The 23,833-nt window shown below is 59.1% G+C and carries 19 protein-coding genes and 1 pseudogene; 10 read left to right on the top strand and 10 right to left on the bottom strand.

The window, feature by feature from the left end:
- Both HB633_RS31000 and HB633_RS24320 read left to right on the top strand, forming a co-directional pair.
- Positions 1–100, top strand: a pseudogene (locus HB633_RS31000) (polyisoprenoid-binding protein); the annotation flags it as partial.
- A gap of 199 nt (positions 101–299) precedes the next feature.
- A complete protein-coding gene (locus HB633_RS24320) occupies positions 300–1,574 on the top strand; it encodes an MFS transporter (RefSeq protein WP_213780663.1) in 1,275 nt (424 codons plus the stop codon).
- A gap of 18 nt (positions 1,575–1,592) precedes the next feature.
- Here HB633_RS24320 and HB633_RS24315 read toward each other — a convergent pair whose 3' ends face one another.
- The 7 genes from HB633_RS24315 to queA form a co-directional block, all read right to left on the bottom strand.
- Positions 1,593–1,850, bottom strand: coding sequence for a BrnA antitoxin family protein (locus HB633_RS24315; RefSeq protein WP_346730356.1), 258 nt, complete (start codon positions 1,848–1,850; stop codon positions 1,593–1,595).
- 43 nt (positions 1,851–1,893) lie between these two features.
- Positions 1,894–2,172: a BrnT family toxin gene (locus HB633_RS24310; protein WP_213780661.1), complete on the bottom strand. Its 279-nt coding sequence runs from the start codon at positions 2,170–2,172 to the stop codon at positions 1,894–1,896.
- 178 nt (positions 2,173–2,350) lie between these two features.
- Positions 2,351–3,301 (bottom strand): protein translocase subunit SecF, encoded by a 951-nt coding sequence (gene secF / locus HB633_RS24305; RefSeq protein ID WP_213780660.1) that lies wholly within the window; start codon positions 3,299–3,301, stop codon positions 2,351–2,353.
- Positions 3,302–3,318: 17 nt separating this feature from the next.
- Positions 3,319–5,388, bottom strand: a complete 2,070-nt coding sequence (gene secD, locus HB633_RS24300) for a protein translocase subunit SecD (RefSeq protein ID WP_213780659.1) — start codon at positions 5,386–5,388, stop codon at positions 3,319–3,321.
- 120 nt (positions 5,389–5,508) lie between these two features.
- Complete coding sequence (gene yajC / locus HB633_RS24295; RefSeq protein WP_213780658.1) at positions 5,509–5,832, bottom strand: preprotein translocase subunit YajC; 324 nt, start codon at positions 5,830–5,832, stop codon at positions 5,509–5,511.
- Between the two features lie 172 nt (positions 5,833–6,004).
- Entirely contained in the window at positions 6,005–7,174 is a 1,170-nt protein-coding gene (tgt, locus tag HB633_RS24290) for a tRNA guanosine(34) transglycosylase Tgt (protein WP_213780657.1), read from the bottom strand.
- Positions 7,175–7,273: 99 nt separating this feature from the next.
- Positions 7,274–8,317, bottom strand: coding sequence for a tRNA preQ1(34) S-adenosylmethionine ribosyltransferase-isomerase QueA (gene queA / locus HB633_RS24285; RefSeq protein ID WP_213780656.1), 1,044 nt, complete (start codon positions 8,315–8,317; stop codon positions 7,274–7,276).
- Between the two features lie 147 nt (positions 8,318–8,464).
- Here queA and recG point away from each other — a divergent pair, with 147 nt between their 5' ends.
- The 8 genes from recG (at position 8,465) to HB633_RS24245 (ending at position 19,643) form a co-directional block, all read left to right on the top strand.
- Positions 8,465–10,693 carry an ATP-dependent DNA helicase RecG gene (recG, locus tag HB633_RS24280; RefSeq protein ID WP_213780655.1) on the top strand — a complete coding sequence of 743 codons (2,229 nt, stop codon included), beginning with the start codon at positions 8,465–8,467 and terminating at the stop codon, positions 10,691–10,693.
- Positions 10,694–10,838: 145 nt separating this feature from the next.
- On the top strand, positions 10,839–11,798 hold the full coding sequence (locus HB633_RS24275) for a hydrogen peroxide-inducible genes activator (RefSeq protein ID WP_056356224.1): 960 nt from the start codon (positions 10,839–10,841) through the stop codon (positions 11,796–11,798).
- A gap of 338 nt (positions 11,799–12,136) precedes the next feature.
- Positions 12,137–13,621: a catalase gene (locus HB633_RS24270; protein ID WP_213780654.1), complete on the top strand. Its 1,485-nt coding sequence runs from the start codon at positions 12,137–12,139 to the stop codon at positions 13,619–13,621.
- Between the two features lie 67 nt (positions 13,622–13,688).
- Positions 13,689–13,850 carry a hypothetical protein gene (locus HB633_RS24265; RefSeq protein ID WP_156393083.1) on the top strand — a complete coding sequence of 54 codons (162 nt, stop codon included), beginning with the start codon at positions 13,689–13,691 and terminating at the stop codon, positions 13,848–13,850.
- A gap of 182 nt (positions 13,851–14,032) precedes the next feature.
- The gene (locus HB633_RS24260) at positions 14,033–14,524 is read left to right on the top strand and encodes a Dps family protein (RefSeq protein ID WP_061998471.1); all 492 of its coding nucleotides are present in this window, start codon (positions 14,033–14,035) and stop codon (positions 14,522–14,524) included.
- Positions 14,525–14,670: 146 nt separating this feature from the next.
- A complete protein-coding gene (gene ubiA, locus HB633_RS24255) occupies positions 14,671–15,531 on the top strand; it encodes a 4-hydroxybenzoate octaprenyltransferase (RefSeq protein WP_213780653.1) in 861 nt (286 codons plus the stop codon).
- A gap of 213 nt (positions 15,532–15,744) precedes the next feature.
- Complete coding sequence (locus tag HB633_RS24250) at positions 15,745–18,066, top strand: Ig-like domain-containing protein (RefSeq protein ID WP_213780652.1); 2,322 nt, start codon at positions 15,745–15,747, stop codon at positions 18,064–18,066.
- 287 nt (positions 18,067–18,353) lie between these two features.
- Positions 18,354–19,643 carry an NCS2 family permease gene (locus HB633_RS24245; protein WP_213780651.1) on the top strand — a complete coding sequence of 430 codons (1,290 nt, stop codon included), beginning with the start codon at positions 18,354–18,356 and terminating at the stop codon, positions 19,641–19,643.
- Here HB633_RS24245 and HB633_RS24240 read toward each other — a convergent pair.
- The 3 genes from HB633_RS24240 to guaD all read right to left on the bottom strand — a co-directional run bounded on the left by HB633_RS24240 (position 19,638) and on the right by guaD (position 23,574).
- Positions 19,638–20,846, bottom strand: a complete 1,209-nt coding sequence (locus HB633_RS24240) for an MFS transporter (RefSeq protein ID WP_213780650.1) — start codon at positions 20,844–20,846, stop codon at positions 19,638–19,640. The two genes, HB633_RS24245 and HB633_RS24240, sit on opposite strands and share 6 nt — an antisense overlap.
- A 97-nt stretch (positions 20,847–20,943) precedes the next feature.
- Positions 20,944–22,212 carry an MFS transporter gene (locus tag HB633_RS24235; RefSeq protein ID WP_213780649.1) on the bottom strand — a complete coding sequence of 423 codons (1,269 nt, stop codon included), beginning with the start codon at positions 22,210–22,212 and terminating at the stop codon, positions 20,944–20,946.
- 57 nt (positions 22,213–22,269) lie between these two features.
- On the bottom strand, positions 22,270–23,574 hold the full coding sequence (guaD, locus tag HB633_RS24230; protein ID WP_213780648.1) for a guanine deaminase: 1,305 nt from the start codon (positions 23,572–23,574) through the stop codon (positions 22,270–22,272).
- Positions 23,575–23,833: the final 259 nt, after the last annotated feature.

The raw sequence follows: 23,833 nt of genomic DNA, 5'->3' as shown, positions 1-23,833 counted from the left end.
CACGTTCGACCGCGGTGATTTCGGCGTGGACTACGGCAAGGCGTACGGCTTCAAGATGAAGACGACGCTGCATATCCAGGCTGAAGGCGTGCGCCAGTAATTCGGCAGGGAGTTTCACGGTCCGGCGTGCTGGACCAAAAACCGCTTCAACGGCTCAGGCCGGAAGCGGTTTTTTTTTGTCCACAGGTTTTGCGAGCATTTCGATCTGGATTTCGGTGTGGCACAGTCGGCAGCGTTTGCGCCTTTGCGTACGAGCCGGTTGCTCTCGGCATCGAATATAAAAAAACCAGGAGAAATGCATGAGCAGTACGCCTGCAACAGTACCTGTTGTCCGCCCGGCCGCGTGGCGCGCCGTGGTGGCAGCGTCCATTGGCAACGCGCTCGAATGGTTCGACCTCGTGGTCTACGGGTTCTTCGCGGTCGTGATCTCGAAGTTGTTCTTTCCCGCGGGCAACGATTCCGTCTCGATTCTGCTGACGCTCGGCACGTTCGGCGTGTCGTTTTTCATGCGGCCGCTGGGCGCGATCGTGCTGGGCGCATACGCCGATAAAGCCGGCCGCAAGGCCGCGCTCACCCTTTCCATTTTGTTGATGATGGTCGGCACGCTGATCATTGCCGTGTTGCCGACTTACTCGACGATCGGGATCGCGGCGCCGTTGATCCTGGTCCTCGCGCGCTTGATGCAGGGCTTTTCGGCCGGCGGCGAGTTCGGCAGCGCGACAGCGTTTCTCGCCGAGCACGTCCCCGGGCGGCGCGGTTTCTTCGCGAGCTGGCAGGTTGCAAGCCAGGGATTGACGACGCTGCTCGCCGCCATCTTCGGCGTGGTGCTGACCGGGAATCTGTCGCCGGAACAGATGAATTCATGGGGCTGGCGCATGCCGTTTTTCTTCGGCCTGCTGATCGGACCGGTGGCGTACTACATCCGCACGCGACTCGATGAAACGCCCGAATTCCTCTCGGCCGTGACCACCGAGACGCCGTTGCGCGATACGTTTGCATCGAACAAGGAGCGCTTGCTGATTGCCATTGGCACCGTGGTGCTGGGAACTGTCGCGACCTATCTCGTGCTGTTCATGCCCACTTACTCCATTCGCCAGTTGGGCTTGGCGCCATCGGTAGCGTTCACGGCGATCCTGCTGACGGGCGCGATCCAGATGGTGTTGTCGCCGCTGGTAGGCCATCTCTCCGATACCCAAGGCCGCACGCGCATCATGCTGATTTCGGCCGTGCTGCTGCTCGTGCTGATCTATCCGCTTTTTTCGTGGCTCGTGGCGCATCCGACGTTCGGCAATCTGCTGATCGTGCAAGCGGTGCTCGGCGTGTTGATGACCGGGTACTTTGCCGCGTTGCCGGGTTTGCTCTCGGAGATGTTTCCGGTCGCGACGCGCACGACGGGGATGTCGCTGGCTTATAACATTGCGGTGACGGTGTTCGGCGGGTTCGGGCCGTTCATCATCACGTGGCTGATTGCATCGACGGGATCGAAGGCCGCACCCAGCTTCTACATGATTTTTGCGGCGGTGATCAGCCTTGTAGCGTTGATGGCCGCGCGGAAGAGGCTGGGGTTCAAGTGAGGGGTTGTGTTGCCGCTCTTACGAGTGGCGCTTTTGCTGCGCCTGCATGTAGGCGCGCAAAAGCTTGTTGATGCGCGTTTGATAACCCTCGCCTTGTTCCTTGAACCACGCAAGCACGTCGGCATCAAGACGCATGGTGACCGCCTGCTTTGGCGGCTTGTGCAGTTCGGCGTTCAGGAAGAAGTCGTCGCCAAGCTCTGGCATCTCGGTCGTATCGATGCTGGAATCCGGCATGGCTTCCAGGCGCTTCCAGTCGGTCTTCGTGGTTTTGCTCACGGTTGTATTCCTACCTTTGATGCCGCAGACGGCGACACAGCGATCATTGAGAAATGGCGTCCCCATAGCGTCTTATCTCGGGTCGCGTTGCCTTGCGTGCCGAAATCATCCGTATGGTGTCGCCGTCCCGTTCTACATATACGACCAGCGCCACGATCAGTTTCATCCATCCCAGCGCAATCCATCGATCTTCGCCAAAGTCTTCACGCCGATCCGCTGCAGTCAGCACCAGATGCTTGAAAATCTCGATTGCATCATTGAAGTCGATGCCGTGTTTCCGGATGTTGCTTCGGTTCTTCGCTTCATCCCACTCAAATTGCATTGGCATTTTCTGTATTTACGATTGTACATACACTGTGTGATATTAGAAACTACATTGGGCGGCTACAAACGATTTCCGGATCGGTTCCACCAAATGTTGCAATTCCCCGCCCAAAAGCAAAAAAGGCCGATTCTCTCGAATCGGCCTTTCGCACTTCGGTACTTCTAATCCCGGGAGATCAAACTTCCGCCCCCGCATTCGGATCGCCCGGATCGTACTTGGGCTTCTTGTCCTTCACCAGATCTTCGCGCTTCACGCCGAGCCACATGGCCAGCGCGGCGGCCACGAACACCGACGAATAGATACCGAACAAGATGCCCACCGTCAGCGCCAGCGCGAAATAGTGCAGCGTTGCGCCGCCGAACAGGAACATGGACAACACCATCATTTCCGTACAACCGTGGGTGATGATGGTTCGCGACATGGTGCTTGTGATCGCGTGGTTGATCACCTCGATCACCGTCATCTTGCGCTGCTTGCGGAATGTCTCGCGAATCCGGTCGAAGATAACCACCGACTCGTTCACCGAGTAACCCAGCACCGCGAGAATGGCCGCCAGCACGGAGAGCGAAAACTCCCACTGGAAGAACGCGAAGAACCCAAGAATGATCACCACGTCGTGCAAGTTGGCAATCACGCCGGCAACCGCGTATTTCCATTCAAACCGGAACGACAGATAGATCACGATACCAATCACCACGCACGCCAGCGCAAGCAGGCCGTTGGTCACGAGCTCCTTGCCAACCTGCGGACCGACGAACTCGACGCGTTGCAACTGCACCTGCGCGTCCTGGTTCTTCAACGCGCCCATCACCTGGTCGCTTTGTTGCGCCGACGTCAAACCTTGCTTCAGCGGCAAGCGGATCAGCACGTCGCGCGACGTACCGAAGTTCTGCACCTGAGCGTCGGGATAACCGAGCTTGCTCATGGTGTCGCGTACCGGTTCGAGCGGAACGGCTTGCGGATATTGCACTTCCACCACGGTCCCGCCGGTGAATTCCACCGAAAGATGCAATCCGCGATGCAGCAGGAAGAACACAGCGGCAAGAAACGTAATGAGCGAGATTGCGTTGAAAAGCAACGCTCGCTGCATCAACGGCAAGTCGCGGCGAATACGAAAGAATTCCATGATTTATTCTCCGGGACTCAGTTGGACGAGCCGGGTTTTTTCGGTTCGATACCCGGACCCGAGCGACGGCGCACAACCGGCTTGCCATTTCGGACCACGGGCGCTGCCTGCTTTTGTGCACGGGCAGGGACCGGTGCCTTGGCGCGTGCTGCGGGCTGGACGATTTCATCGACGGGGGAGTCGTCACCGCGCTGGTTCGCGAGGTACGCTGCCGTTGCTGCCGCGGAATCAGCGCCTTCCGGACGCCACACCTGACCAATCGCGAGCGATTGCAGCTTCTTCTTGCCGCCGTACCAAAGGTTCACAAGGCCGCGCGAGAAGAACACCGCCGAGAACATCGACGTCAGAATGCCGATACAGTGCACGACCGCGAAGCCGCGAACCGGGCCCGATCCAAACGCCAGCAGCGCCAGACCGGCAATCAACGTGGTCACGTTCGAGTCGAGAATGGTCGCCCATGCGTGCGAGAAACCGTTCTGGATCGCAAGCTGCGGCGGCGCGCCGTTACGCAGTTCCTCGCGAATACGCTCGTTGATCAGCACGTTTGCATCGATTGCCATACCGAGCGCGAGTGCAATAGCCGCAATACCCGGCAGCGTCAGCGTGGCCTGCAGCATCGAGAGAATGGCGACCAGCAGCAACAGGTTCACCGACAGCGACAACATGGAGATCAGGCCGAACAGCATGTAGTACGCGATCATGAAGATGGCGATTGCGGCGAAACCGTACTGCACCGAATCGAAACCCTTCCTGATGTTGTCGGCGCCCAGGCTCGGGCCGATCGTGCGTTCTTCGATGATGTCCATGGGCGCCGCGAGCGAACCGGCGCGCAAGAGCAGCGCGAGATCGGTTGCGGCCTGCGGCGAAGGTTGTCCCGTGATCTGGAAGCGGTCGCCGAGTTCCGACTGGATGGTCGCGACCGTCAGCACTTCGCCCTTGCCTTTCTCGAACAGGATCATGGCCATCGGCTTGCCGATGTTGTCACGCGACACGCTGCTCACTGACCGGCCACCGGCGGCATCCAGGCGAATGTTCACCGACGGACGCTGATGTTCGTCGAATCCCGCCGATGCGTCGATGATCCGGTCACCCGAGAAGATCACTTGCTTGCGCACGAGCGTCGGGCCGGTGTTGCCTTGCGTGAAGAGTTCGTCGCCCGGAGGAACCGGGTCGTTCGGACCGGGATGCGTATTGGTCGGATCGGCGAGACGGGCTTCGAGCGTTGCTGTGCGTCCGATGATGTCCTTCGCCTTCGCCGTATCCTGCACGCCCGGCAACTCGACCACGATACGGTCGGAGCCTTGCTGCTGGATCACCGGTTCGGCCACGCCGAGTTCGTTCACGCGGTTATGCAGCGTGATGATGTTCTGCTTGAGCGCGCTGTCTTCAACGGTCTTTTGCGCAGCCGGCGTGAACGTGCCGACCACCTGGTAGCCGTCGTTGCCCTGACGCGTCGCCCATTGCAACTCGTTCAGGCTCGTCGAGAGCACGGTGCGCGCGGAATCGGCGGCAGCCTGATCCGAGAAATTGACCACGACCGCCTGATTGACGCGATTCACACCGCCGTCGCGGATGTTTTTGTCGCGCAAGAGGGCGCGTGCGTCCGTGGCGTTCGAATCCAGTTTCTTGTTCAGCGCACCCGCCATGTCCACTTGCAAAAGAAAGTGAACACCGCCGCGCAAGTCGAGGCCGAGGTACATCGGCAATGCGTGCAGCGCGGTGAGCCAGCGCGGCGACGCCGCCTGCAGATTCAACGCGACAACGAATTGCGGATCGCTCGGATCACTGTTGAGCGTTTTCTGCAACAGATCCTTCACGCGCAATTGCGTGTCCGTGTCTTTCAGGCGCACGCGAATGTTTGCATTGGCCGACGAATTGTCGAACGTGACTTCGTCAGGCGTGATCTGGCTCGCCGACAGCGCGCTCTCGACATTGGCAAGCGTTGACGAATCAAGCTTGACCGTTGCCTTGCCGCTCGATACCTGCACCGCCGGCGCTTCGCCGAAAAAATTGGGCAGCGTATAGACGAGGCCGATGACGAGCGCCACCAGCATCACGGCATATTTCCAAAGTGGGTAGCGATTCATGGGGATGGCCGAACAGGAGAGTTGGCGAGGAGGGGATAAGCGATGCGTCCGGCAATGAGCGGGGTGCCGGTTTCAAAACCGTAACCGCGCGGGCCGCGCCGGACGCGAGAACAATTGGCCTTACAGCGACTTGATCGTGCCTTTCGGGAGGATGGTCGTGACAGACGCCTTCTGGATGGTGATTTCCGTGCCTTCTGCAATCTCGACGCCCACATACGCGTCCGTCACCTTCGTCACCTTGCCGACAATACCGCCGTTCGTTACGACTTCGTCACCTTTCGCCATTGCAGCCAGCATGTTGCGATGTTCCTTCTGACGCTTCATTTGCGGGCGAATCATGATGAAGTACAACACAGCGAACATCAAGATCAGAGGCAAGAAACTCATGATGCTCGACTGCGCACCGTCGGCGCCTTGTCCGAAGGCTCTTGAAATAAAATCCACGTCGGTCTCTCCGTTTATAACGATCAGAAAATTAGCCCGCTATTCTAACACCGGGCTACGCCGCAACAGCGCGGAATGCGCTTTGTGATCAAGCTGTTAAAGGGCGGCGTAAAGCAATTGTAATGTTTATTGCGCGGATTGGAGACCGAACGGCTGAACGTTAGCTATTCGGTCAGTCGATTCCGCGCGCCCGGTTCTCGTGAAACACTTTCACGAACGCATCGAACATGTGGTTTTCGATCGAATCGCGGATTTCCTGCATCAATTGCAAGTAGTAATGCAGGTTGTGAATCGTGTTCAATTGCGCGCCGAGAATTTCGCCCACGCGATGCAAGTGGTGCAGATAGCCGCGCGTGAAATTGCGGCACGTGTAGCAGCCGCAGCTTTCATCGAGTGGCTTGAGCGAGTTCTTGTGCGCGGCGTTGCGGATCTTCACGTCGCCAAAACGGGTGAAAAGCCAGCCATTGCGCGCATTGCGGGTCGGCATCACGCAGTCGAACATGTCCACGCCGGAGGCCACGCCCGCGACCAGGTCTTCCGGCGTGCCGACGCCCATCAGGTAATGAGGTTTATTGACGGGAAGCTTCGGGCCGATGTGTTCCAGCACGCGCATCATGTCTTCCTTTGGCTCGCCCACCGACAAACCGCCGATCGCAAAACCGTGGAATCCGATGTCCGCGAGTCCGGCGAGCGACTCGTCGCGCAAGTCCTCGAACATGCCGCCCTGGACAATGCCGAACAGCGCGTTCGGGTTGCCGCCCTTGGCGAATTCATCGACGGAACGTTTCGCCCAGCGCATCGACATGCGCATGGAATCCGCCGCATCCTGGTGCGGCGTGGGGACGCCATTGGTGGCGTAGGGCGTGCATTCATCGAACTGCATCACGATGTCCGAGTTCAGCACTTTCTGGATCTGCATCGAGATTTCCGGCGATAAAAACAACTTGTCGCCATTAATGGGTGACGCGAACGTGACGCCATCTTCGGTGATCTTGCGCAGATCGCCGAGAGAAAAGACCTGGAAGCCGCCGGAATCGGTGAGGATCGGCTTGTTCCAGTTCATGAACCTGTGCAAGCCGCCGTGCGCCGAGATAGTTTCGAGCCCAGGGCGCAGCCACAGGTGAAACGTGTTGCCGAGGATGATCTGCGCGTGCATTTCCTCGAGCTCGCGCGGCGCGACGGCTTTCACCGTGCCGTATGTGCCGACGGGCATGAAGATCGGCGTTTCGACCACGCCGTGATTCAGCGTCACGCGGCCACGGCGGGCCTGGCCGTCGGTGGTGATCAGGTCGAATTTCAGGCCGTTTTCGGGGCGGGTTGTGGTGTTGCTTGCTTCGGTCATGCAAAGTGCTCCTGTGCAACCAGACGGTGTCTTGCATGGGGCCGGAGTAAGCGCTGAAGCGCCACCTCCGGACCGGCAAGTCCGGCGCAGATTGGTGATTTATTGCCGCGTGAGCAGCATCGCGTCGCCGTAACTAAAAAACCGGTACCGCTCTCCAATCGCGTGCGCATACGCGGCACGAATTGGGTCCATGCCGGCGAACGCGGAGACGAGCATCATGAGCGTCGATTTCGGCAAATGGAAGTTCGTCACGAGCCGGTCCACCACTCGGAACTGATATCCCGGCGTGATGAAAATATCCGTCTCGGCGCTGGTTTCGGCAAGCGGCAGGCCCGCTTGATCCGCGTCGCGGGCGGCGGCTTCGAGGGCGCGCATCGACGTGGTTCCAACTGCAATCACGCGATTTCCCCGTGCCTTCGTAGCCGCGATCTTGTCCGCGAGCGCCTGCGGCAGCCTGTACCACTCGCTGTGCATCTTGTGCTCGGCGAGATTCTCCACGCGCACCGGCTGGAACGTGCCCGCGCCGACATGCAGCGTCAACGTCGCGCGTTCGATACCGCGCGCATCGAGCGCTTCGAGCAGCGTTGCATCGAAATGAAGGCCCGCCGTGGGCGCCGCGACCGCGCCGGGATTGGCCGCGTAGACCGTCTGGTAGCGGGTTTCGTCGTAGGCATCGGGATCATGTTCGATGTACGGCGGCAACGGCAAGCGCCCGTATTGCTCGATCAGCGTCAAACAATCCGCCGGGAAATGCAGCGTGTAGAACGGTTCCACGCGCTCGCCGACGGTGACTTCGAACGCATCGGCGAGAACGATCTTCGTGCCCGGTTGCGGACTTTTGCTCGCCCGGATCTGCGCAAGCGCGGTCGTCGCGCCCGTCAGACGCTCGACGAGCACCTCGATGCGCCCACCGCTGGCCTTTTGGCCGAGGAACCGTGCCTTCAGGACTTTGGTATCGTTGAATACCAGCAGGTCGCCGGGTTCCAGCAGGCCGGGCAGTTCGGTGAACTGGCGATCGGTGAACGCTGGCGGATTCGTGCTGTTGTCCACGTCGAGCAGACGGCTCGCGCTGCGCTCGGCGAGCGCCGTTTGCGCGATCAGCTCGGGCGGCAGATTAAAATCGAAGTCGGAAAGCGTGAACATTGGGGAAGCGTGTCGATGCGCGATGATTCGCGCGGTATTTGCAAAAATGCATGGCAAGGCGGCGCCGTGTTGAAGCGCGTGCGGCGGCAGCGTAATACCGGGCTGGCCGCGCCGAACGAAGCCAGTATTGTACTTTGAAGAGATTAGATGCCCTTGTCCGACCGCCGTTTGCTGGTTGATCCCGAAGCTGGAATTGCTCCTGAAGCTGCGGGTGAGCCGGACGCGCCTATACAAAAGCCCAAGCGCGGACGCGTGAAAAAGCTTGCCGATCTCGAAATCGCCGACAAGGTCCAGCCGCTCAAACCCGCCGCGCCGCCGCCCAAACCCGTCGATAAACTTGCGAAGCTCGGCTTGAAGTCGGATATCGACCTGGTGCTGCATCTGCCGATGCGCTACGAGGACGAAACGACGATTACGCCCATCGGCCATTTGATTCCGGGCGACAACACGCAGACCGAAGGCGTCGTGTTCGACAACGAGATTGCGTACCGGCCGCGCCGCCAGTTGCTCGTCAAGATGCACGACGACGCCGGCGACGAACTCACGCTGCGCTTCCTTAATTTCTACGGTTCGCAAGTCAAGCAGATGGCGATCGGCGTGCGTTTGCGCGTGCGTGGCGATGTCCGTGGCGGCTTTTTCGGCATGGAAATGGTCCATCCGCAAGTGCGTCCAGTCGATGAAGACACGCCGCTGCCGCAAGCGCTCACGCCGGTGTATCCGAGCACGGCGGGCGTGTCACAGGCGTATTTGCGCAAGGCCATCGACAGCGCGTTGTCGCGGGTTCATCTGCCGGAATTGCTGCCCGAAAAAATCGCGCGCGCGCATCTTCAGCCGCTGAACGTGCCCGGCCTGCTCGATGCCGTGAAGACGCTCCACCATCCCCACGCCGACTCCGATGAAAACGCGTTGATCGACGGCACGCATCCGGCATGGACGCGCATCAAGTTCGAGGAATTGCTCGCGCAGCAGTTGTCGTTGAAACGCGCGCACGAGGAGCGCCGCACGCGCGCCGCGCCCGTGATGCCGCGTTTGCACGACGCGCCCGAGTCGCTCGTCGCGCGGTTTCTGAAGACGCTGCCGTTCAAGCTGACCGGCGCGCAGGAACGGGTTTGCGCGGAGATTGCCGGCGAGCTGATGTTGCCGCATCCCATGCAGCGTCTGCTTCAAGGCGATGTGGGCAGCGGCAAGACCATCGTGGCGGCGCTGGCGGCGGCGCAAGCCATCGATGCCGGATATCAGGCCGCTTTGATGGCGCCGACCGAAATCCTCGCCGAGCAGCACGCGCGCAAACTTCGCGCGTGGCTTGAACCGTTGGGCGTGACGGTCGCGTGGCTCGCCGGCAGCCTGAAAGCAAAGGAAAAGCGCGCGGCGCTGGAAGCGGCGGCGTCCGGCGCGGCGCACCTCGTGATCGGCACGCACGCGATCATCCAGGACGCGGTGGAATTCGCGCGCCTGGGCTTCGCAATCATCGATGAACAACATCGCTTCGGCGTCGCCCAGCGGCTCGCCCTGCGCGCCAAGGCGCACAACGCCGGCGATGGCGTGCAGAACTTCCAGCCGCATCAGCTGATGATGTCGGCAACGCCGATTCCGCGCACGCTCGCGATGACGTATTACGCGGACCTGGATGTATCGACCATCGACGAATTGCCGCCGGGCCGCACGCCGATCCTGACCAAACTCGTCTCCGATAACCGCCGCGACGAGGTCATCGCCCGCGTCCGCGAGGCCGCGTTGACCGGCCGGCAAGTGTATTGGGTCTGTCCGCTGATCGAGGAAAGCGAGACGCTGCAATTGCAGACGGCCGTCGAAACCTACGAGACGCTGGCCGTGGCGTTGCCTGAATTGCGCATCGGGCTCGTGCACGGACGTTTGCCGCCCGCCGAAAAAGCCGCCGTCATGGACGCCTTCACGCGCGCCGAAGTCCAGTTGCTGGTTGCAACGACCGTGATCGAGGTTGGTGTGGACGTGCCGAATGCATCGCTGATGGTGATCGAACATGCCGAGCGGTTTGGGCTCGCGCAGCTTCATCAGTTGAGAGGCCGGGTCGGTCGGGGCAAGGCGGCGTCGGTATGCGTGCTGATGTACGCGGGACCTTTGTCACAAACGGCGCGCGCCCGTTTGCAGACCATGCGCGAAACCACCGATGGCTTCGAGATCGCCCGTCGCGACCTGGAGATTCGCGGTCCGGGCGAATTCCTCGGCGCACGACAATCGGGGGCCGCAATGCTGCGCTTCGCCAGCCTGGAGAATGACGGCTGGCTGATCGAACCGGCGCGTGCAGCGGCAGACCAGATGCTTGCCCAATTCCCCGAAGCCGTCACGAATCACCTTGCCCGCTGGCTCGGCGCACGCGAGCAATATCTAAAAGCGTGAACGCGGCGAGGTTCCACGAGTCTTAAGCGACTGCATGAAACGCGTCTTCGCGTTTTAAGCGCAAGTAATCTGCGCGGGTTGGCGAATCCCCTCGACGGGTGTATAAGTCAAATCCTATCGATTCATTGACTCTGATTGGCTCCTAATGACCCTGACCGAATTGAAGTACATCGTTGCTGTGGCGCGCGAGCGGCATTTTGGCCGTGCGGCCGAAGCATGTTTTGTGAGTCAGCCGACGTTGTCGGTGGCAATCAAAAAGCTCGAAGACGAGCTGAACGTACAGATTTTCGAGCGCGGCACCAGCGAAGTCAGCGTCACGCCCATCGGCGAACAGATCGTGACCCAGGCGCAGCGCGTCCTGGAACAAACGCTCGCCATCAAGGAGATTGCCAAGCAGGGTAAGGATCCGCTGGTCGGGCCGTTGCGGCTGGGCGTGATCTACACCATCGGGCCGTATCTGCTGCCCACGCTCGTCAAGCAGATGATCAAGCGTGTTCCGCAGATGCCGCTGATGCTGCAGGAAAACTACACGCTCAAGCTGATCGAGTTGCTCAAGCAGGGTGAAATCGATGTCGCCATCATGGCGCTGCCTTTCCCCGAAACCGGCTTGATGGTCCGGCCGTTGTTCGACGAACCGTTTGTGGTCGCCATGCCGGCCGGTCATCCATGGGAAAACCGCGAGAAGATCAACGCGGACGACCTGAAGCTCGAAACCATGCTGTTGCTTGGCAGCGGCCATTGTTTCCGCGATCACGTGCTCGGCGTATGTCCTGAGTTGATGCGGTTTTCGCAGAACGCGGACGGGATTCAGAAGACGTTCGAAGGGTCGTCGCTGGAAACCATCCGGCATATGGTCGCAAGCGGCGTGGGCATTACCGTGTTGCCGCGCATGTCGGTGATGGAAGTCAAGCCGCATGCGGCGGGCGTGGATGCCGGTCTGCTCAGCTACGTTCCCTTCGATGACCCCATCCCGGATCGCCGCGTGGTGCTCGCGTGGCGCAAGAGTTTTACGCGTATGCCCGCCATCGAGGCCATTTGCGATGCAATCGCCGCCTGTAATATCCCCGGCGTAACGCGGCTCGAACTTCCCGCCGCGGTCAATTAAGCGTTTTCTGCCGCGCCTTTTCTGGGGCGGCTTCGGAACCTGTCCCCTTTTTAATCGTTGAATCCGCCAAGGGATTCGTTTGACCTATCGGATAGATTAAATTAATTGAATGAGATAAATAGATAGTATTTGTTATGCTTCTATCCATGGGTCAACGCTGATCCAACCCAATAAAACCGGAGGAAGCCATGACCATGATCGCCCGCCAGGCCACGCAACTTACCGCGAGTTATCGCGAAGCACGCAGCGTCGTGGTGGATGTTCTAGCCAGCTTCGCCGGCACCTGCTGACAATTCCCGCAAGACCGCTATTCCCCGAATACATTCCCGGAGCACTCGATGACCAATCGCACCCTCACCACCGCAGCAGGCGCGCCAGTCGGCGACAACCAGAATTCCATGACGGCCGGTCCGCGCGGCCCGATCGCGTTGCAGGATTTCTGGCTGATCGAAAAGCTCGCGCATTTCGACCGCGAAGTCATTCCCGAGCGCCGTGTGCATGCCAAGGGATCGGGCGCGTTCGGCACGCTCACCGTCACGCACGACATTTCCCGTTTCACGAAGGCGAAGGTTTTCGCGGAAGTCGGCAAGCAGACACCGCTGTTCATGCGTTTCTCGACCGTCGCCGGCGAGCGCGGTGCGGCCGATGCCGAGCGCGATGTCCGCGGTTTCTCGATCAAGTTCTACACGGAAGAAGGCAACTGGGACGTGGTCGGCAACAACACGCCGGTTTTTTTCATCCGCGATCCGCTGAAGTTTCCTGATTTCATCCACACGCAAAAGCGCGATCCGTACACGAATATGCGCAGCAACGTGGCGGCGTGGGACTTCTGGTCGCGGCATCCGGAATCGTTGCATCAGGTCACCATCCTGATGAGCGATCGCGGGATTCCGAAGAATTACAGGCAGATGCACGGTTTCGGGTCGCACACGTATTCGTTCATCAACGCGAACAACGAGCGGTTTTATGTGAAGTTCCATTTCAAGTCGCAGCAGCCGCTCGAGAATTTCACCGATGCCGAGGCGTCAGCCGTAGTCGGTAGCGATCGTGAAAGCGCGCAACGTGATCTGGTGGACAACATCGATCGGGGCAATTTCCCGAAGTGGAATTTCCGTATCCAGGTGATGACGGAAGCGGAAGCAGCGACGTATCGCATGAATCCGTTCGATATCACCAAAGTGTGGCCGCACAAGGATTTCCCGTTGATCGACGTAGGCACGCTCGAGTTGAACCGCAACGCAGGCAACTATTTCGCCGATGTCGAGCAATCGGCCTTCACGCCGGCGAACGTGGTGCCGGGTATCGGCTTCTCGCCGGATCGCTTGTTGCAAGGACGCTTGTTCTCGTATGGCGATGCGCATCGGTATCGGCTTGGCATCAATCACCATCAGATTCCGGTGAATGCGCCGAAGGCCGCCGTGCAGAACTCGTTTCATCGCGATGGCGCAATGCGTGTCGATGGCAACAGCGGCGGCCGCGTGAATTACGAGCCGAACCGGTTTGGCGACTTTGCGCAGGACGCGAGCGTCAACGAGCCGGCGTTGGCGGCGGGTGCGGTCGAGCGTTACGACCATCGTGAAGACACGGATTACTACAGCCAGCCGGGCGACCTGTTCCGTCTTTTCGACGACGCGCAAAAGCAGCGCTTCTTCGGCAACATCGCGCGGCATATTCATGGCGTGCCGAACGAGATCGTCAAGGTGCAAATAGAGCACTTCCGGCGCGCCGATCCGGCATACGCGGCGGGCGTAGTCGCAGCGCTGGCGGCATTGGGCCAAGTGGTCGAGACCGCCGACGCGGATCTTGAAGCGGCAGTGAAATAAGCAGGCCGGGACGCTTGAGCAGAAGCGTCCCATCGATTGAAAACGCAGGACTCAAGGAGAAACGACGATGACACAAGCGATCATGAATATCGAACGGGCGGTAAGCGGCATTGAGGCCAAAAGCCTGAACGCGTCGCGCGGCGTGCGGCTCGCGATCGGTTTTGGCATCGTCGCGGCGAGTTACGCGGCGGTGGTTATCGAAGGATTGCATGGTGCCGGGCTGGTCTGACGGACCCGTGTGAACGCTTTGGTACGCGTCGTATTGACGCGCCCGATAACCCTTCGGACCCGCGCTGCACGGCGGGTCCGGCTGCGTTTCTAAGATAAACTCACGAACGCCCGGCGGAACCCGGTCCACGATCTGGATCAGTCATTCGCCTGCATTGTTCGTATCACTCTCACGGAGTCACTATGGCGAAGAAAATCGCATCACCGGCTGTGAACATCGGTATCAGCGACAAAGACCGCAAGAAGATCGCCGATGGCTTGTCGCATCTGCTAGCCGATACCTACACGCTGTATCTGAAGACGCACAATTTTCACTGGAACGTCACGGGGCCGATGTTCAACACGCTCCACCTGATGTTCGAAGGTCAATACACGGAACTGGCGCTGGCGGTCGATGCAATCGCCGAACGTATCCGCGCGCTGGGCGTGTACGCGCCGGGCAGCTATCGTGAGTTCGCGAAGCTTTCGTCCATTCCGGAAGCCGATGGCATTCCGGCCGCCGAAGAGATGATTCGTCAACTGGTGGAAGGGCAGGAAGCCGTGGTGCGCACGGCGCGCGCGATCTTCCCGCTGACCGATAACGCCAACGACGAACCGACGGCCGATCTGTTGACGCAGCGCATGCAGATCCATGAAAAGACAGCGTGGATGTTGCGCGCGATGCTTGCCGAGTAAGAAGCTCGCTGAAAGCGTGAATTGAGTTGGAAGAAGCCCCGTGCTGGTCAGAGCGCGGGGCTTTTTGCTATCGGCGGTCCGATTGCAGACCGCCGCGCGTACTGCCTTAAAATACCCGCACCGCTATCCGCCGCAGCCCAACCGCCATGCTCGCTCGCCTTCCGCTTTACCTCCGTCTCGTCCGCATGGACAAGCCCATCGGCAGCTTGCTGTTGTTGTGGCCGACGCTCAACGCGCTGTGGATTGCATCGAGCGGACGCCCGTCGCCCATGCTTTTGCTGATCTTCGTGCTCGGCACGTTGCTGATGCGCTCGGCCGGTTGTGCGATCAACGATTACGCCGATCGAGACTTCGACAAACACGTGAAGCGCACCGAAAACCGGCCGATCACGTCCGGGAAAATTGCCGCGTGGGAGGCGGTGGCGCTGGCGGTGGTTTTATCGGCGATTGCGTTCTTGCTGATCTTGCCGCTCAACACGCTTACCAAAGAACTGTCGGTTTTCGCGCTTTTCGTCGCTGGAAGTTATCCGTTCACGAAACGCTTTTTCGCGATTCCTCAAGCGTATCTCGGCATTGCTTTTGGGTTCGGCATTCCAATGGCCTTCGCCGCCGTGCAGGATCACGTCCCGCCGCTCGCCTGGATCATGCTGGCGGCGAATGTGTTCTGGTCGGTCGCCTACGATACGGAATACGCCATGGTCGATCGCGACGATGACATCAAGATCGGCATCCGTACTTCGGCGCTGACGTTCGGCCGCTTCGATGTCCTTGCGATCATGCTGTGCTACGCGGTGACGCTCGGGATCTACGTGTGGATCGGCGTGACGCTGGACTTCGGCTGGCTTTATTGGATCGGCTGGGCGGCGGCTGTCGCCTGCGCGATCTATCACTACACGCTAATCAAGAACCGCGAACGCATGCCGTGCTTCGCTGCGTTCAAACATAACAACTGGCTGGGTGGCGTGCTGTTCGCGGGCATCGCGGCGCATTACGCGTTTCTTCGATAAAGCCGGATTTACGTTTCCGCTGGACTTTCGGCGGCTTCTTGCGCCCCAAAGTATTTAGGATTGCTCCGATTTTTTGGTGCGACATGGTGCCGGAGAATTGTTTCGTTTTATGAATCGAAATTTCGCATTGAAACGAAATTCGATTTTGTTAAATGAGCGCGGCTCCGCTTTAGCGCATCCGCATGCAACTCCCAGCACAGAGGTTATAAAAATATGTCGCAAACTACATACAACAATCAAGCTCTTGTCGGTGCAATCGACGATCCCATTAGGCTAGTCGTCACCAACGTGGCGTTGCTACCGGCACCAGTGTTCCTCGGCTTGTCGGAGCTCACGCCTGACGGCATCGAAAACTTTGCCATCGGCGGCACAACGTCCTACTCGAATCCCAACCTGGTATTCACTTCTATCGTTGATGCTATCTATACGCTGTATGACAACGGTACGCTGGTCGGCACCATGACGGCTGTTCGAGGCGTGACGACCTGGACTCTGTCGGGTCTCGACAATGGCGTGCACAACCTCTCGCTGACGTATTCCACCGCTGACGGAACGACGAGCGCACCGCTGACAGCCAATTTCACCGTTGCCGCACCAGTCGAAGTGCCTCAGATCACCACCATTGTTGACGCGTACGGTCCTAACGCGGGATACATTCCGCCAACCGGCATTGCGACCGACACGCATCCGACGGTCAAGGGCACGGGCCACGCTGGCGACACGATCAATGTTTATGACAACACCACGCTGCTTGGCACAACCGTGGTCGGTGCTGACGGCAAGTGGCAATTCCAACCTGGCGCAGCGCTGCCCGATGGCGCGCACAACATTCACGCGACCAGCACCAATACCGCCGGCACGAGTGAAGGATCGAGCCCCTATGCGTTCAGCACCACGCAGATCATGGTGACCGGCGCAACCAGCAATGGCGTTGATGTTGCGCAGGGCGGCACCGCAACCGGTACGGTAACGATCACCGGATGGCTGGCAGACCCGAGTCTTGCGTCGAATGGAATGGGGCTTTATATCGTCGGTGGCAACCACGGAACGCTGACCTTATGGGACAACCTGGCGCAGGGAAGCATGACCGTGAGCGGCAACACGTTCACGGCCACCGTGGCTCAGACGTCGGCGTTTGCGACGGATTTTCCGTTGAGCGCCGGTACTTACCATATCGAAGTCAGGGCTAACGGCACGTCGGGACAGGTCTCGACAATTTCCAACCCTAATCTGGGCTGGACGTTCACCGACTCGTTCTCAACGGCCGCTCCGGCCGCCCCCGAAATCACCACCATTGTTGACGCGACCGGCCCTCATGCGGGATACATCCCGCAAGCTGGTATTGCGACCGACACGCATCCGACGGTCAAGGGCACGGGCCACGCTGGCGACACGATCAATGTTTATGACAACACCACGCTGCTTGGCACAACCGTGGTCGGTGCTGACGGCAAGTGGCAATTCCAGCCTGGCGCAGCGTTGCTCGATGGCGCGCACAGCATTCACGCGACCAGCACGAATGCCGCCGGCACGAGTGACGGATCGAGCCCCTATGCGTTCAGCACCACCCAGATCATGGTGACCGGCGTAACCAGCAATGGCGTTGATGTTGCGAACGGCGGCACGGCGAGCGGCACGGTGACGGTGACGGGATGGATTGCAGACCCGAGCCTTGCGTCGACGGGTATCGCGGTTTACCTGACTGGCGGCAATCAGGGAACGGGCCGCGTATGGGATAACAGCAGCATGGGAAAGATGACGATTGAAGGCAATACGTTTACCGCTGTTATCGCCAAGGACTCGCTTCTTCCCGGCAATTTCCCGCTCGTCGACGGTACCTATCACATCGATGTACAGGCGTTCGGCGCTTCGGGCAGGGTCGGGACGGTCTCCAACGCGGACCTTGGCTGGACCTTCACCGACAACTTCAGCGCCAGCACAGTCCAAAGCGTAGCCGCAACCCACAGCGATGCGTCTACGGCGGCCGCACAAGCCGCATCGGCTGACGTTCAAGCGACCGCGAGTTCGGCGGCTAGTGACCACGCGGTTCTTCAGAGCTCGAGCAACAATCACACGGTGGACATCGGCGGCGATCCGGCGTCCTATTTCAAGGATGCCTCGGCGCACATTCAAGGCGGCGCGAGCGGCGTCAGCACGCTGCATCTGAGTGGCGATCATCACGTTCTGGATCTCACGTCGCTCACCGGCAAGACGGCAGCAGCGAAAGTGTCGGGTATCGAATCAATTGATCTGGGCGGCGCGCACAACACGGTCAAACTGTCACTGACGGACGTCCTGAATCTGGCCGAGCCGGACCTGTTCCAGAAGGACGGGAAGCATCAGATGCTCGTGAGCGGTTCGAATGGCGATTCAGTCGACCTGTCGAATTCGCACGTGGCGGGCGTGACGGATGGGCACTGGGCCCAGGAAGGCGCAGCACAGGTTGGCGGCGTCACCTACAACGTGTACGAGCATTCGGGCGCTCATGTTGAACTGCTGGTGCAGCAGGGCGTGCAAATTGCGCTGCATGCATAAAACGGAACTGGCGAACTTCCGCTAAACGCGGGGGGATCGTCGGTGAGGCAACACGAAAAATGCCATCGCGAGACTGACTCGCGGTGGCTTTTTTTTCGTGTGTTCCAGGCGAGAGGCAATGCGGTTGAGCGTCACCAATTTGTGACGCTCAACCTTTCCAGCATACTTTTCAACAGTTTGAGCAGGATCAAGCATGCGGTTTGAGCCATGCAAACCCGTCCGATACAATTCGGCCGCCCCGCGCCGGCAAGACGCCAAGGCAGCGACGGTGGTCACATCGGAATCTCATGCTTGATAAATATTTCGCACTCACCGCAAATCGAACTACTGTGCGCACTGAGTGCCTCGCCGGGTTCACCACGTTCTTGACCATGTCCGCGATCCTGTTCGTGAATCCGAACATCCTGAAGGCTGCGGGCATGGATCACGGTGCGGCGTTTGTCGCCACTTGTCTTGCGGCGGCTATTGGCAGTCTGCTCATGGGATTGCTCGCAAATTACCCGATCGGACAGGCGCCGGGAATGGGCATCAACGCCTTCTTCACGTTTGGTCTGGTGAAGGGCATGGGGTTATCTTGGGAAGTGGCGCTGGGCGCGGTGTTTTTGTCCGGCGTGCTATTCGTCTTGTTTAGTCTGTTCAAAGTGCGCGAATGGTTTGTGAACGCCATTCCCGCCGGTCTCAAGCTGTCCATCTCCGCAGGCGTGGGTTTGTTCGTGGCGTTGGTCGCGCTACATGAGGCGGGAATCGTTACGGCGAATGCGGATACGCTGGTTTCCATCGGCAATATCAAATCGCCGCAAGCATTGCTCGCCATGGCTGGCTTTCTTTTGATGGTGGTGCTGGATAAGCGCGGTGTGCCGGGCGCGATTCTCATCGGCATATTGGCCATCACCGGTGTATCGATTGCATTGGGCATCACGCCGTATGGCGGGATTGCGTCGAGTCCGCCGTCCCTTGCACCCACGTTCATGCATGCCGACGTCAAGGGCGCGCTCGATGGGGCCGTGCTCGGCGTAGTGTTGTCCTTCTTCCTGATGAGCTTGTTCGAAACGTCGGGCACGCTTATCGCCATTGCAAGCCGAGGCGGCTTTCTGAACGCCAGCGGTAAATTGCCTCGTCTGAAGCGCGCGCTGCTGGCCGACTCGCTGGCGATCAGCGCCGGCGCACTGCTGGGCACGTCCAGCACCACGTCCTATATAGAAAGCACCACGGGCATAGCCGCTGGCGGACGTACTGGACTCACGGCCGTGGTCATCGCGCTTTTGTTTTTGGGCAGCCTGTTTTTTGCGCCGTTGGCGGCGATGATCCCGCCACATGCGACTGCGCCCGCTTTGCTGTTTGTGGCGATATTGATGCTGAAAAGTCTGGCCGATCTCGATTGGCAAGATCTCACGGAATCGGCACCCGCCGTGGTGTGCGTGACCGTCATGGCGTTCACCTTTTCAATTTCCGATGGCATAGCCTTTGGCACCATCGCGTACGTTCTCCTGAAGTTGTTCAGCGGCCAGCACCGTAATTTGAACGTGCCTATTGTGGTGGTGGCCGCGTTGTTCATGGGTCGCTATTTGTTTCTATGAGCGGTGTGGCCGGGCTGGCAACCAGATGAAAACGGGCAAAGCCAGGAGCAACAACAGCGGCAGTCCGGTCAGCGCCACCAAGACGCCGTTTCCCATCCAGCGGGCCGGCATCATCATCATCAATCCGCCCATCACGAACTGGCTGCCGTTGACCAATGCCGACGCAACGCCTGCCTTGTCCGGACCGGCCAGCATGCACGCGATGCTGAAACAGAGCATCGAGGCGCCAGCCGCCAGGCCGAAAATAAACAGCAACATGGCCAATGGCACCACGCCAATGTCGCCGCCTTCCAGTAACAAGACCAATATGGCCAGCTGAAGCAGCACGCCAATGAGCAGCGGCTTTTTAGGATTGCGACCGGCGCAGCGGGCAAACAATGGCGCTCCAAACGCCATTCCGAGCCAGCAACAGGCAGCGGCAATGCGCGCAGGTTGCTGTGCTATGCCATAGGCCTCGACCAGCCGGGGTGCCCAGACGACGCCAAGAGCCAACATGCTGCCAAAACTCACGGCGCCAATAAATAGATTGCTCAGCATGCCTGGAACACGCGCCACGCCAATCAGATCGATGACCATTTGCCGCAAGAAGAGCCGCGGCGCGTGCGGCCATCCGTGATTGCTGTTCCAGCCGGGCGGATCGCGCATCAACAACATCAGCAAGGTGAGGCCGACGGCGGCGGCTGCCAATGAATAGATCACGGTATGCCACGACCATGTGACCAGCGATTGCGTCAATGTGACCTGCGATAAAAAGGCGGCGATAGACGCAACGAATTGCACCCAGGCGAACATCACGCCATACCGTTCCGGTGCAAACCACACGCCGCCCACGAATCCCGCCCCGATGAACGCGAACGATGCGCCCAGACCGAGCGGCAACTGCGCCAGCAACAGCGTTGTCAGACTGTTCGCGCTGGCAACGAGAGTTGCGCCCAAGGAAAGCAACGCGCAGGCGAGCGGCAGCAAGCGCCGCGCGCCCACGCGATCGAGCAATGCACCAGAAACCAACTGGCTTACTGCAAAACACCAGGTATAGGCGAAGCCGACCAGACCGATATCCGCCATGTCAAGACCGAGACTGGAAGCGATATCTCCGTTGGTGATGGCATAACCCGTCTGGAAACCGAAGACGAGAATGACGAAAAAGACACTTAGCGCCCAGTTGAACCAGGGCTGGCAAGCAGTTAGAACACGGGTCTGCATGAGCATGCTCCCGACAGGATGAGAGCATGGCGAACCGATCACTATGCGGCCGCCATGCCTGGGTGCGCCAGCACAATGCTGACGCGGCTGTGACGGCTTAACGCTGACGCGCCGGATGAGATTCCCTGGCGATGAGTGACACCACAAAAGACACGACAAGCAACGCCGGCATACTCAGCATGGCATCCTGGAATGCAGGGAGATCGCCGGCTGTTCCTTCAAGGAATCTGCCCGGCAAGTTCATCAAGACGCCGCCCACGATAAACATGGCGCCGTTGACCACCGATGCAGATGTACCAATCAACCGCGGCGGTACGTTATCGCCGGCTATGGTGAATGCAAGCATGTGGCCCGCATTCGCAAAACCGACAACGAAGCACAAGCCCATTGCGAGAATTCCGGTCATCGGCAAGTAGATCAGTGCGAGCAGGGCGGCGAGCTGAACCAGGGTGGTAATGATCACGGGGCTCTTGCGCGCCCTGATTGCATCTGACCACTTGTTGATCAACGGGCTGCCCGCGGCAAGGCCGAGCCACAGACAGGCGTTTGCCATGTTTGCATCGGATTCGCTGACGCCGTGCGCCATGATCAGTTTTGGCATCCACACCACGCCCAGCGCCAGCATCACACCGAAGGTAATGGCGCCCGCCACGGAGATGAGAATCACCTGACGGTTCTTGAGCACTTCGGTCATGGAACCGAGAACGTCGGAGAGGAAACGGCCAGCGGTCAAACCGCGGGTATCCGGAGCGACGGGATTGCGCATGAAGATCAACGATGCCAGCAACAGGAGCACGCCGAAGCCACCGAAGCCGAACATCAACTCGCGCCAGGTCATCACGGACAAAGCGGAGTTGAATCCAGCGGCGCCGAAGGCGGAAGACAATGCGGCCACCAGTTGCACCAGGCCAAACATCACGCCGAACTTGGCCATGCCAAACCACACGCCGCCCACATAACCTGCGCCGACAAATCCGGCGCATGAACCCAGTGCCAGCACGACTTGCGAGAGCAACAGCATTTCGAAGCTGTGGGCCGTGGCAAACAGGAAGACGCCGAGGCCGACCAGCAGGATTGCCGGCAGCAATATCTTTCGGGATCCGAGGCGGTCCAGCAGCGCCCCGGAGAATAACTGGGCAATTGCAAAAACCCATGTATAGACGGCGGCGATCAAACCCACCTGATCGAGCCGCAGGCCAATATCGGCCTGAACGTGAGCATTGAGAATGGCGTAGCCGGTTTGAACGTTGAACAACCAGACTACGAAAAGGGTGGCCAGTGTCCATACCAGCCATGCGTAACCGCCGCCCTGCGCCGCAACCGGCGTGGGTGTTACGGTGCTCAGATCATTGTCGCGAGCACTCATGATTTTGATTCCAGAAAAGTGACTGCCGCTGCACGACGCAGCGGAACGGAAAGGCGTTTATGGGCGTTCGTAGATGGGATGCCCGGCGACGTAGGTCGCGGCAATGGCACGGTCATCGGCGAGCGTCATCTGAATGAACAACGACTCTTCAAAGCTTTCGCAATAGCGCATCCGATAGTCGATGATCGGAGTCGAGTGCAGGTCGATCACAGCCAGATCAGCCTCGAAGCCCGGCGCGATCGTGCCGATCTTGTCTGCAAGACCCAATGCGGTAGCTGTGCCACGACTTGCCTGATAAAACGCATGACCCGAAGAAAGCGCAGCGCAGTTCAATTGCGCTGCCTTATACGCTTCATTCAATGTCTGCAAAATGGAGAAGCTTGTGCCGGCGCCCAGATCGGTCGCAATTCCCACGTGCACTGGATTTTTACGGGTCCTCGCATTCTTCAAATCGAAATAGCCGGATCCGAGAAAGAAATTGGACGTAGGGCAATGGGCAATGGCGGCACCGGTTGCCGAGAATAGATCGAGTTCTTCGTCACTGAGATGAATGCCGTGACCATAGATAGCCCGTTCGCGAAGAAGACCGTATTTGTGATAGACGTCGGTATAACTGGCGCATTCCGGATAAAGCGATTTGACCCAGGCCACTTCATTGATGTTTTCCGATACATGTGACTGAATCAACGCCGTGGGCAGATCGGACGCGAGTTGCGACAGCATTTCAAATTGCTCGGGCGTGGACGTTGGTGCAAAGCGAGGCGTAATGACATATTCGTTGCGCCCGGTGCCGTGCCACTTTTTCGCCAGCGCGGCGGATTCGTCATATGCGCGTTGTGGCGAATCAAGTAAAGCGCTCGGCGCATTGCGATCCATACAGATCTTGCCGGCCTGTACACGCATGTTGAACTTGCTGGCTACTTCAAAGAACGCGTCGACCGATTGCGGATAAACCGTGCAGTAGACGGTGGAACTCGTCACGCCATTGCGTAGTTGCTCGCGTAAAAATACTTCGGCTACTTCTGTGGCGTGTTCTTTTTGAGCGAATTGCTGTTCGGCAATGAACGTATAGTTGTTCAGCCAGTCCAGCAGTTGCTCGCCATAAGCGCCAATTATCTGCGTTTGCGGATAATGCACATGACTGTCAATAAACCCGGGAACAATCAGGCTCTTTTCATACCTGCGAATGCGAGTATCAGCGGCGAGTGTGCCGATCAAATCCTTGGCCGGCCCAACCGCGCTGATCAAACCATTTTCCATGACGACAATCGCATCGGAATCGTAGACCATGCAATCCTGCATGTCCCGCCGGAACGGGTCGTCTTTAAATGTAAGCATTGCGCCGCGAATTGCTGTTTGCATCTTGACACTCCGTATCTACACCTTCACTCGGCAGCCATGTGTGAACGACCGCCGCCTCTGGCCGCGCGATGTTCGTTTAGGACTGCGCGCTGATCGCCTTTGGTGCAGATATTGTGCGCCGCACACTTTTCCTTCTCTTTGCTTTTCATCAAGTATCTTTGTATCAAGATATATTTCGCGAAGAAACTTGCGGCCAAACGTTATGCAGTCCTGCCAATCTGGTTAAATAGCGCCCCTAGCTCATTGGAATAGAGACTCT

This window comes from Caballeronia sp. dw_276 (assembly GCF_018449635.1).
Classification (GTDB): domain Bacteria; phylum Pseudomonadota; class Gammaproteobacteria; order Burkholderiales; family Burkholderiaceae; genus Caballeronia.
This window is presented reverse-complemented; position numbering and strand designations above follow the sequence as displayed.

Excerpts from the sequence above, each read along its gene's own strand:
- HB633_RS24320 (WP_213780663.1), top strand. The coding sequence starts at position 300 with ATGAGCAGTACGCCTGCAACAGTACCTGTTGTCCGCCCGGCCGCGTGG.
- secF (WP_213780660.1), bottom strand. The coding sequence starts at position 3,301 with ATGGAATTCTTTCGTATTCGCCGCGACTTGCCGTTGATGCAGCGAGCG.
- HB633_RS24275 (WP_056356224.1), top strand. The coding sequence starts at position 10,839 with ATGACCCTGACCGAATTGAAGTACATCGTTGCTGTGGCGCGCGAGCGG.
- HB633_RS24245 (WP_213780651.1), top strand. The coding sequence starts at position 18,354 with ATGCTTGATAAATATTTCGCACTCACCGCAAATCGAACTACTGTGCGC.
- HB633_RS24235 (WP_213780649.1), bottom strand. The coding sequence starts at position 22,212 with ATGAGTGCTCGCGACAATGATCTGAGCACCGTAACACCCACGCCGGTT.
- HB633_RS24250 (WP_213780652.1), top strand. The coding sequence starts at position 15,745 with ATGTCGCAAACTACATACAACAATCAAGCTCTTGTCGGTGCAATCGAC.
- HB633_RS24270 (WP_213780654.1), top strand. The coding sequence starts at position 12,137 with ATGACCAATCGCACCCTCACCACCGCAGCAGGCGCGCCAGTCGGCGAC.
- HB633_RS24240 (WP_213780650.1), bottom strand. The coding sequence starts at position 20,846 with ATGCAGACCCGTGTTCTAACTGCTTGCCAGCCCTGGTTCAACTGGGCG.
- ubiA (WP_213780653.1), top strand. The coding sequence starts at position 14,671 with ATGCTCGCTCGCCTTCCGCTTTACCTCCGTCTCGTCCGCATGGACAAG.
- recG (WP_213780655.1), top strand. The coding sequence starts at position 8,465 with ATGCCCTTGTCCGACCGCCGTTTGCTGGTTGATCCCGAAGCTGGAATT.
- HB633_RS24260 (WP_061998471.1), top strand. The coding sequence starts at position 14,033 with ATGGCGAAGAAAATCGCATCACCGGCTGTGAACATCGGTATCAGCGAC.
- HB633_RS24310 (WP_213780661.1), bottom strand. The coding sequence starts at position 2,172 with ATGCAATTTGAGTGGGATGAAGCGAAGAACCGAAGCAACATCCGGAAA.
- secD (WP_213780659.1), bottom strand. The coding sequence starts at position 5,388 with ATGAATCGCTACCCACTTTGGAAATATGCCGTGATGCTGGTGGCGCTC.
- tgt (WP_213780657.1), bottom strand. The coding sequence starts at position 7,174 with ATGACCGAAGCAAGCAACACCACAACCCGCCCCGAAAACGGCCTGAAA.
- HB633_RS24265 (WP_156393083.1), top strand. The coding sequence starts at position 13,689 with ATGACACAAGCGATCATGAATATCGAACGGGCGGTAAGCGGCATTGAG.
- guaD (WP_213780648.1), bottom strand. The coding sequence starts at position 23,574 with ATGCAAACAGCAATTCGCGGCGCAATGCTTACATTTAAAGACGACCCG.
- queA (WP_213780656.1), bottom strand. The coding sequence starts at position 8,317 with ATGTTCACGCTTTCCGACTTCGATTTTAATCTGCCGCCCGAGCTGATC.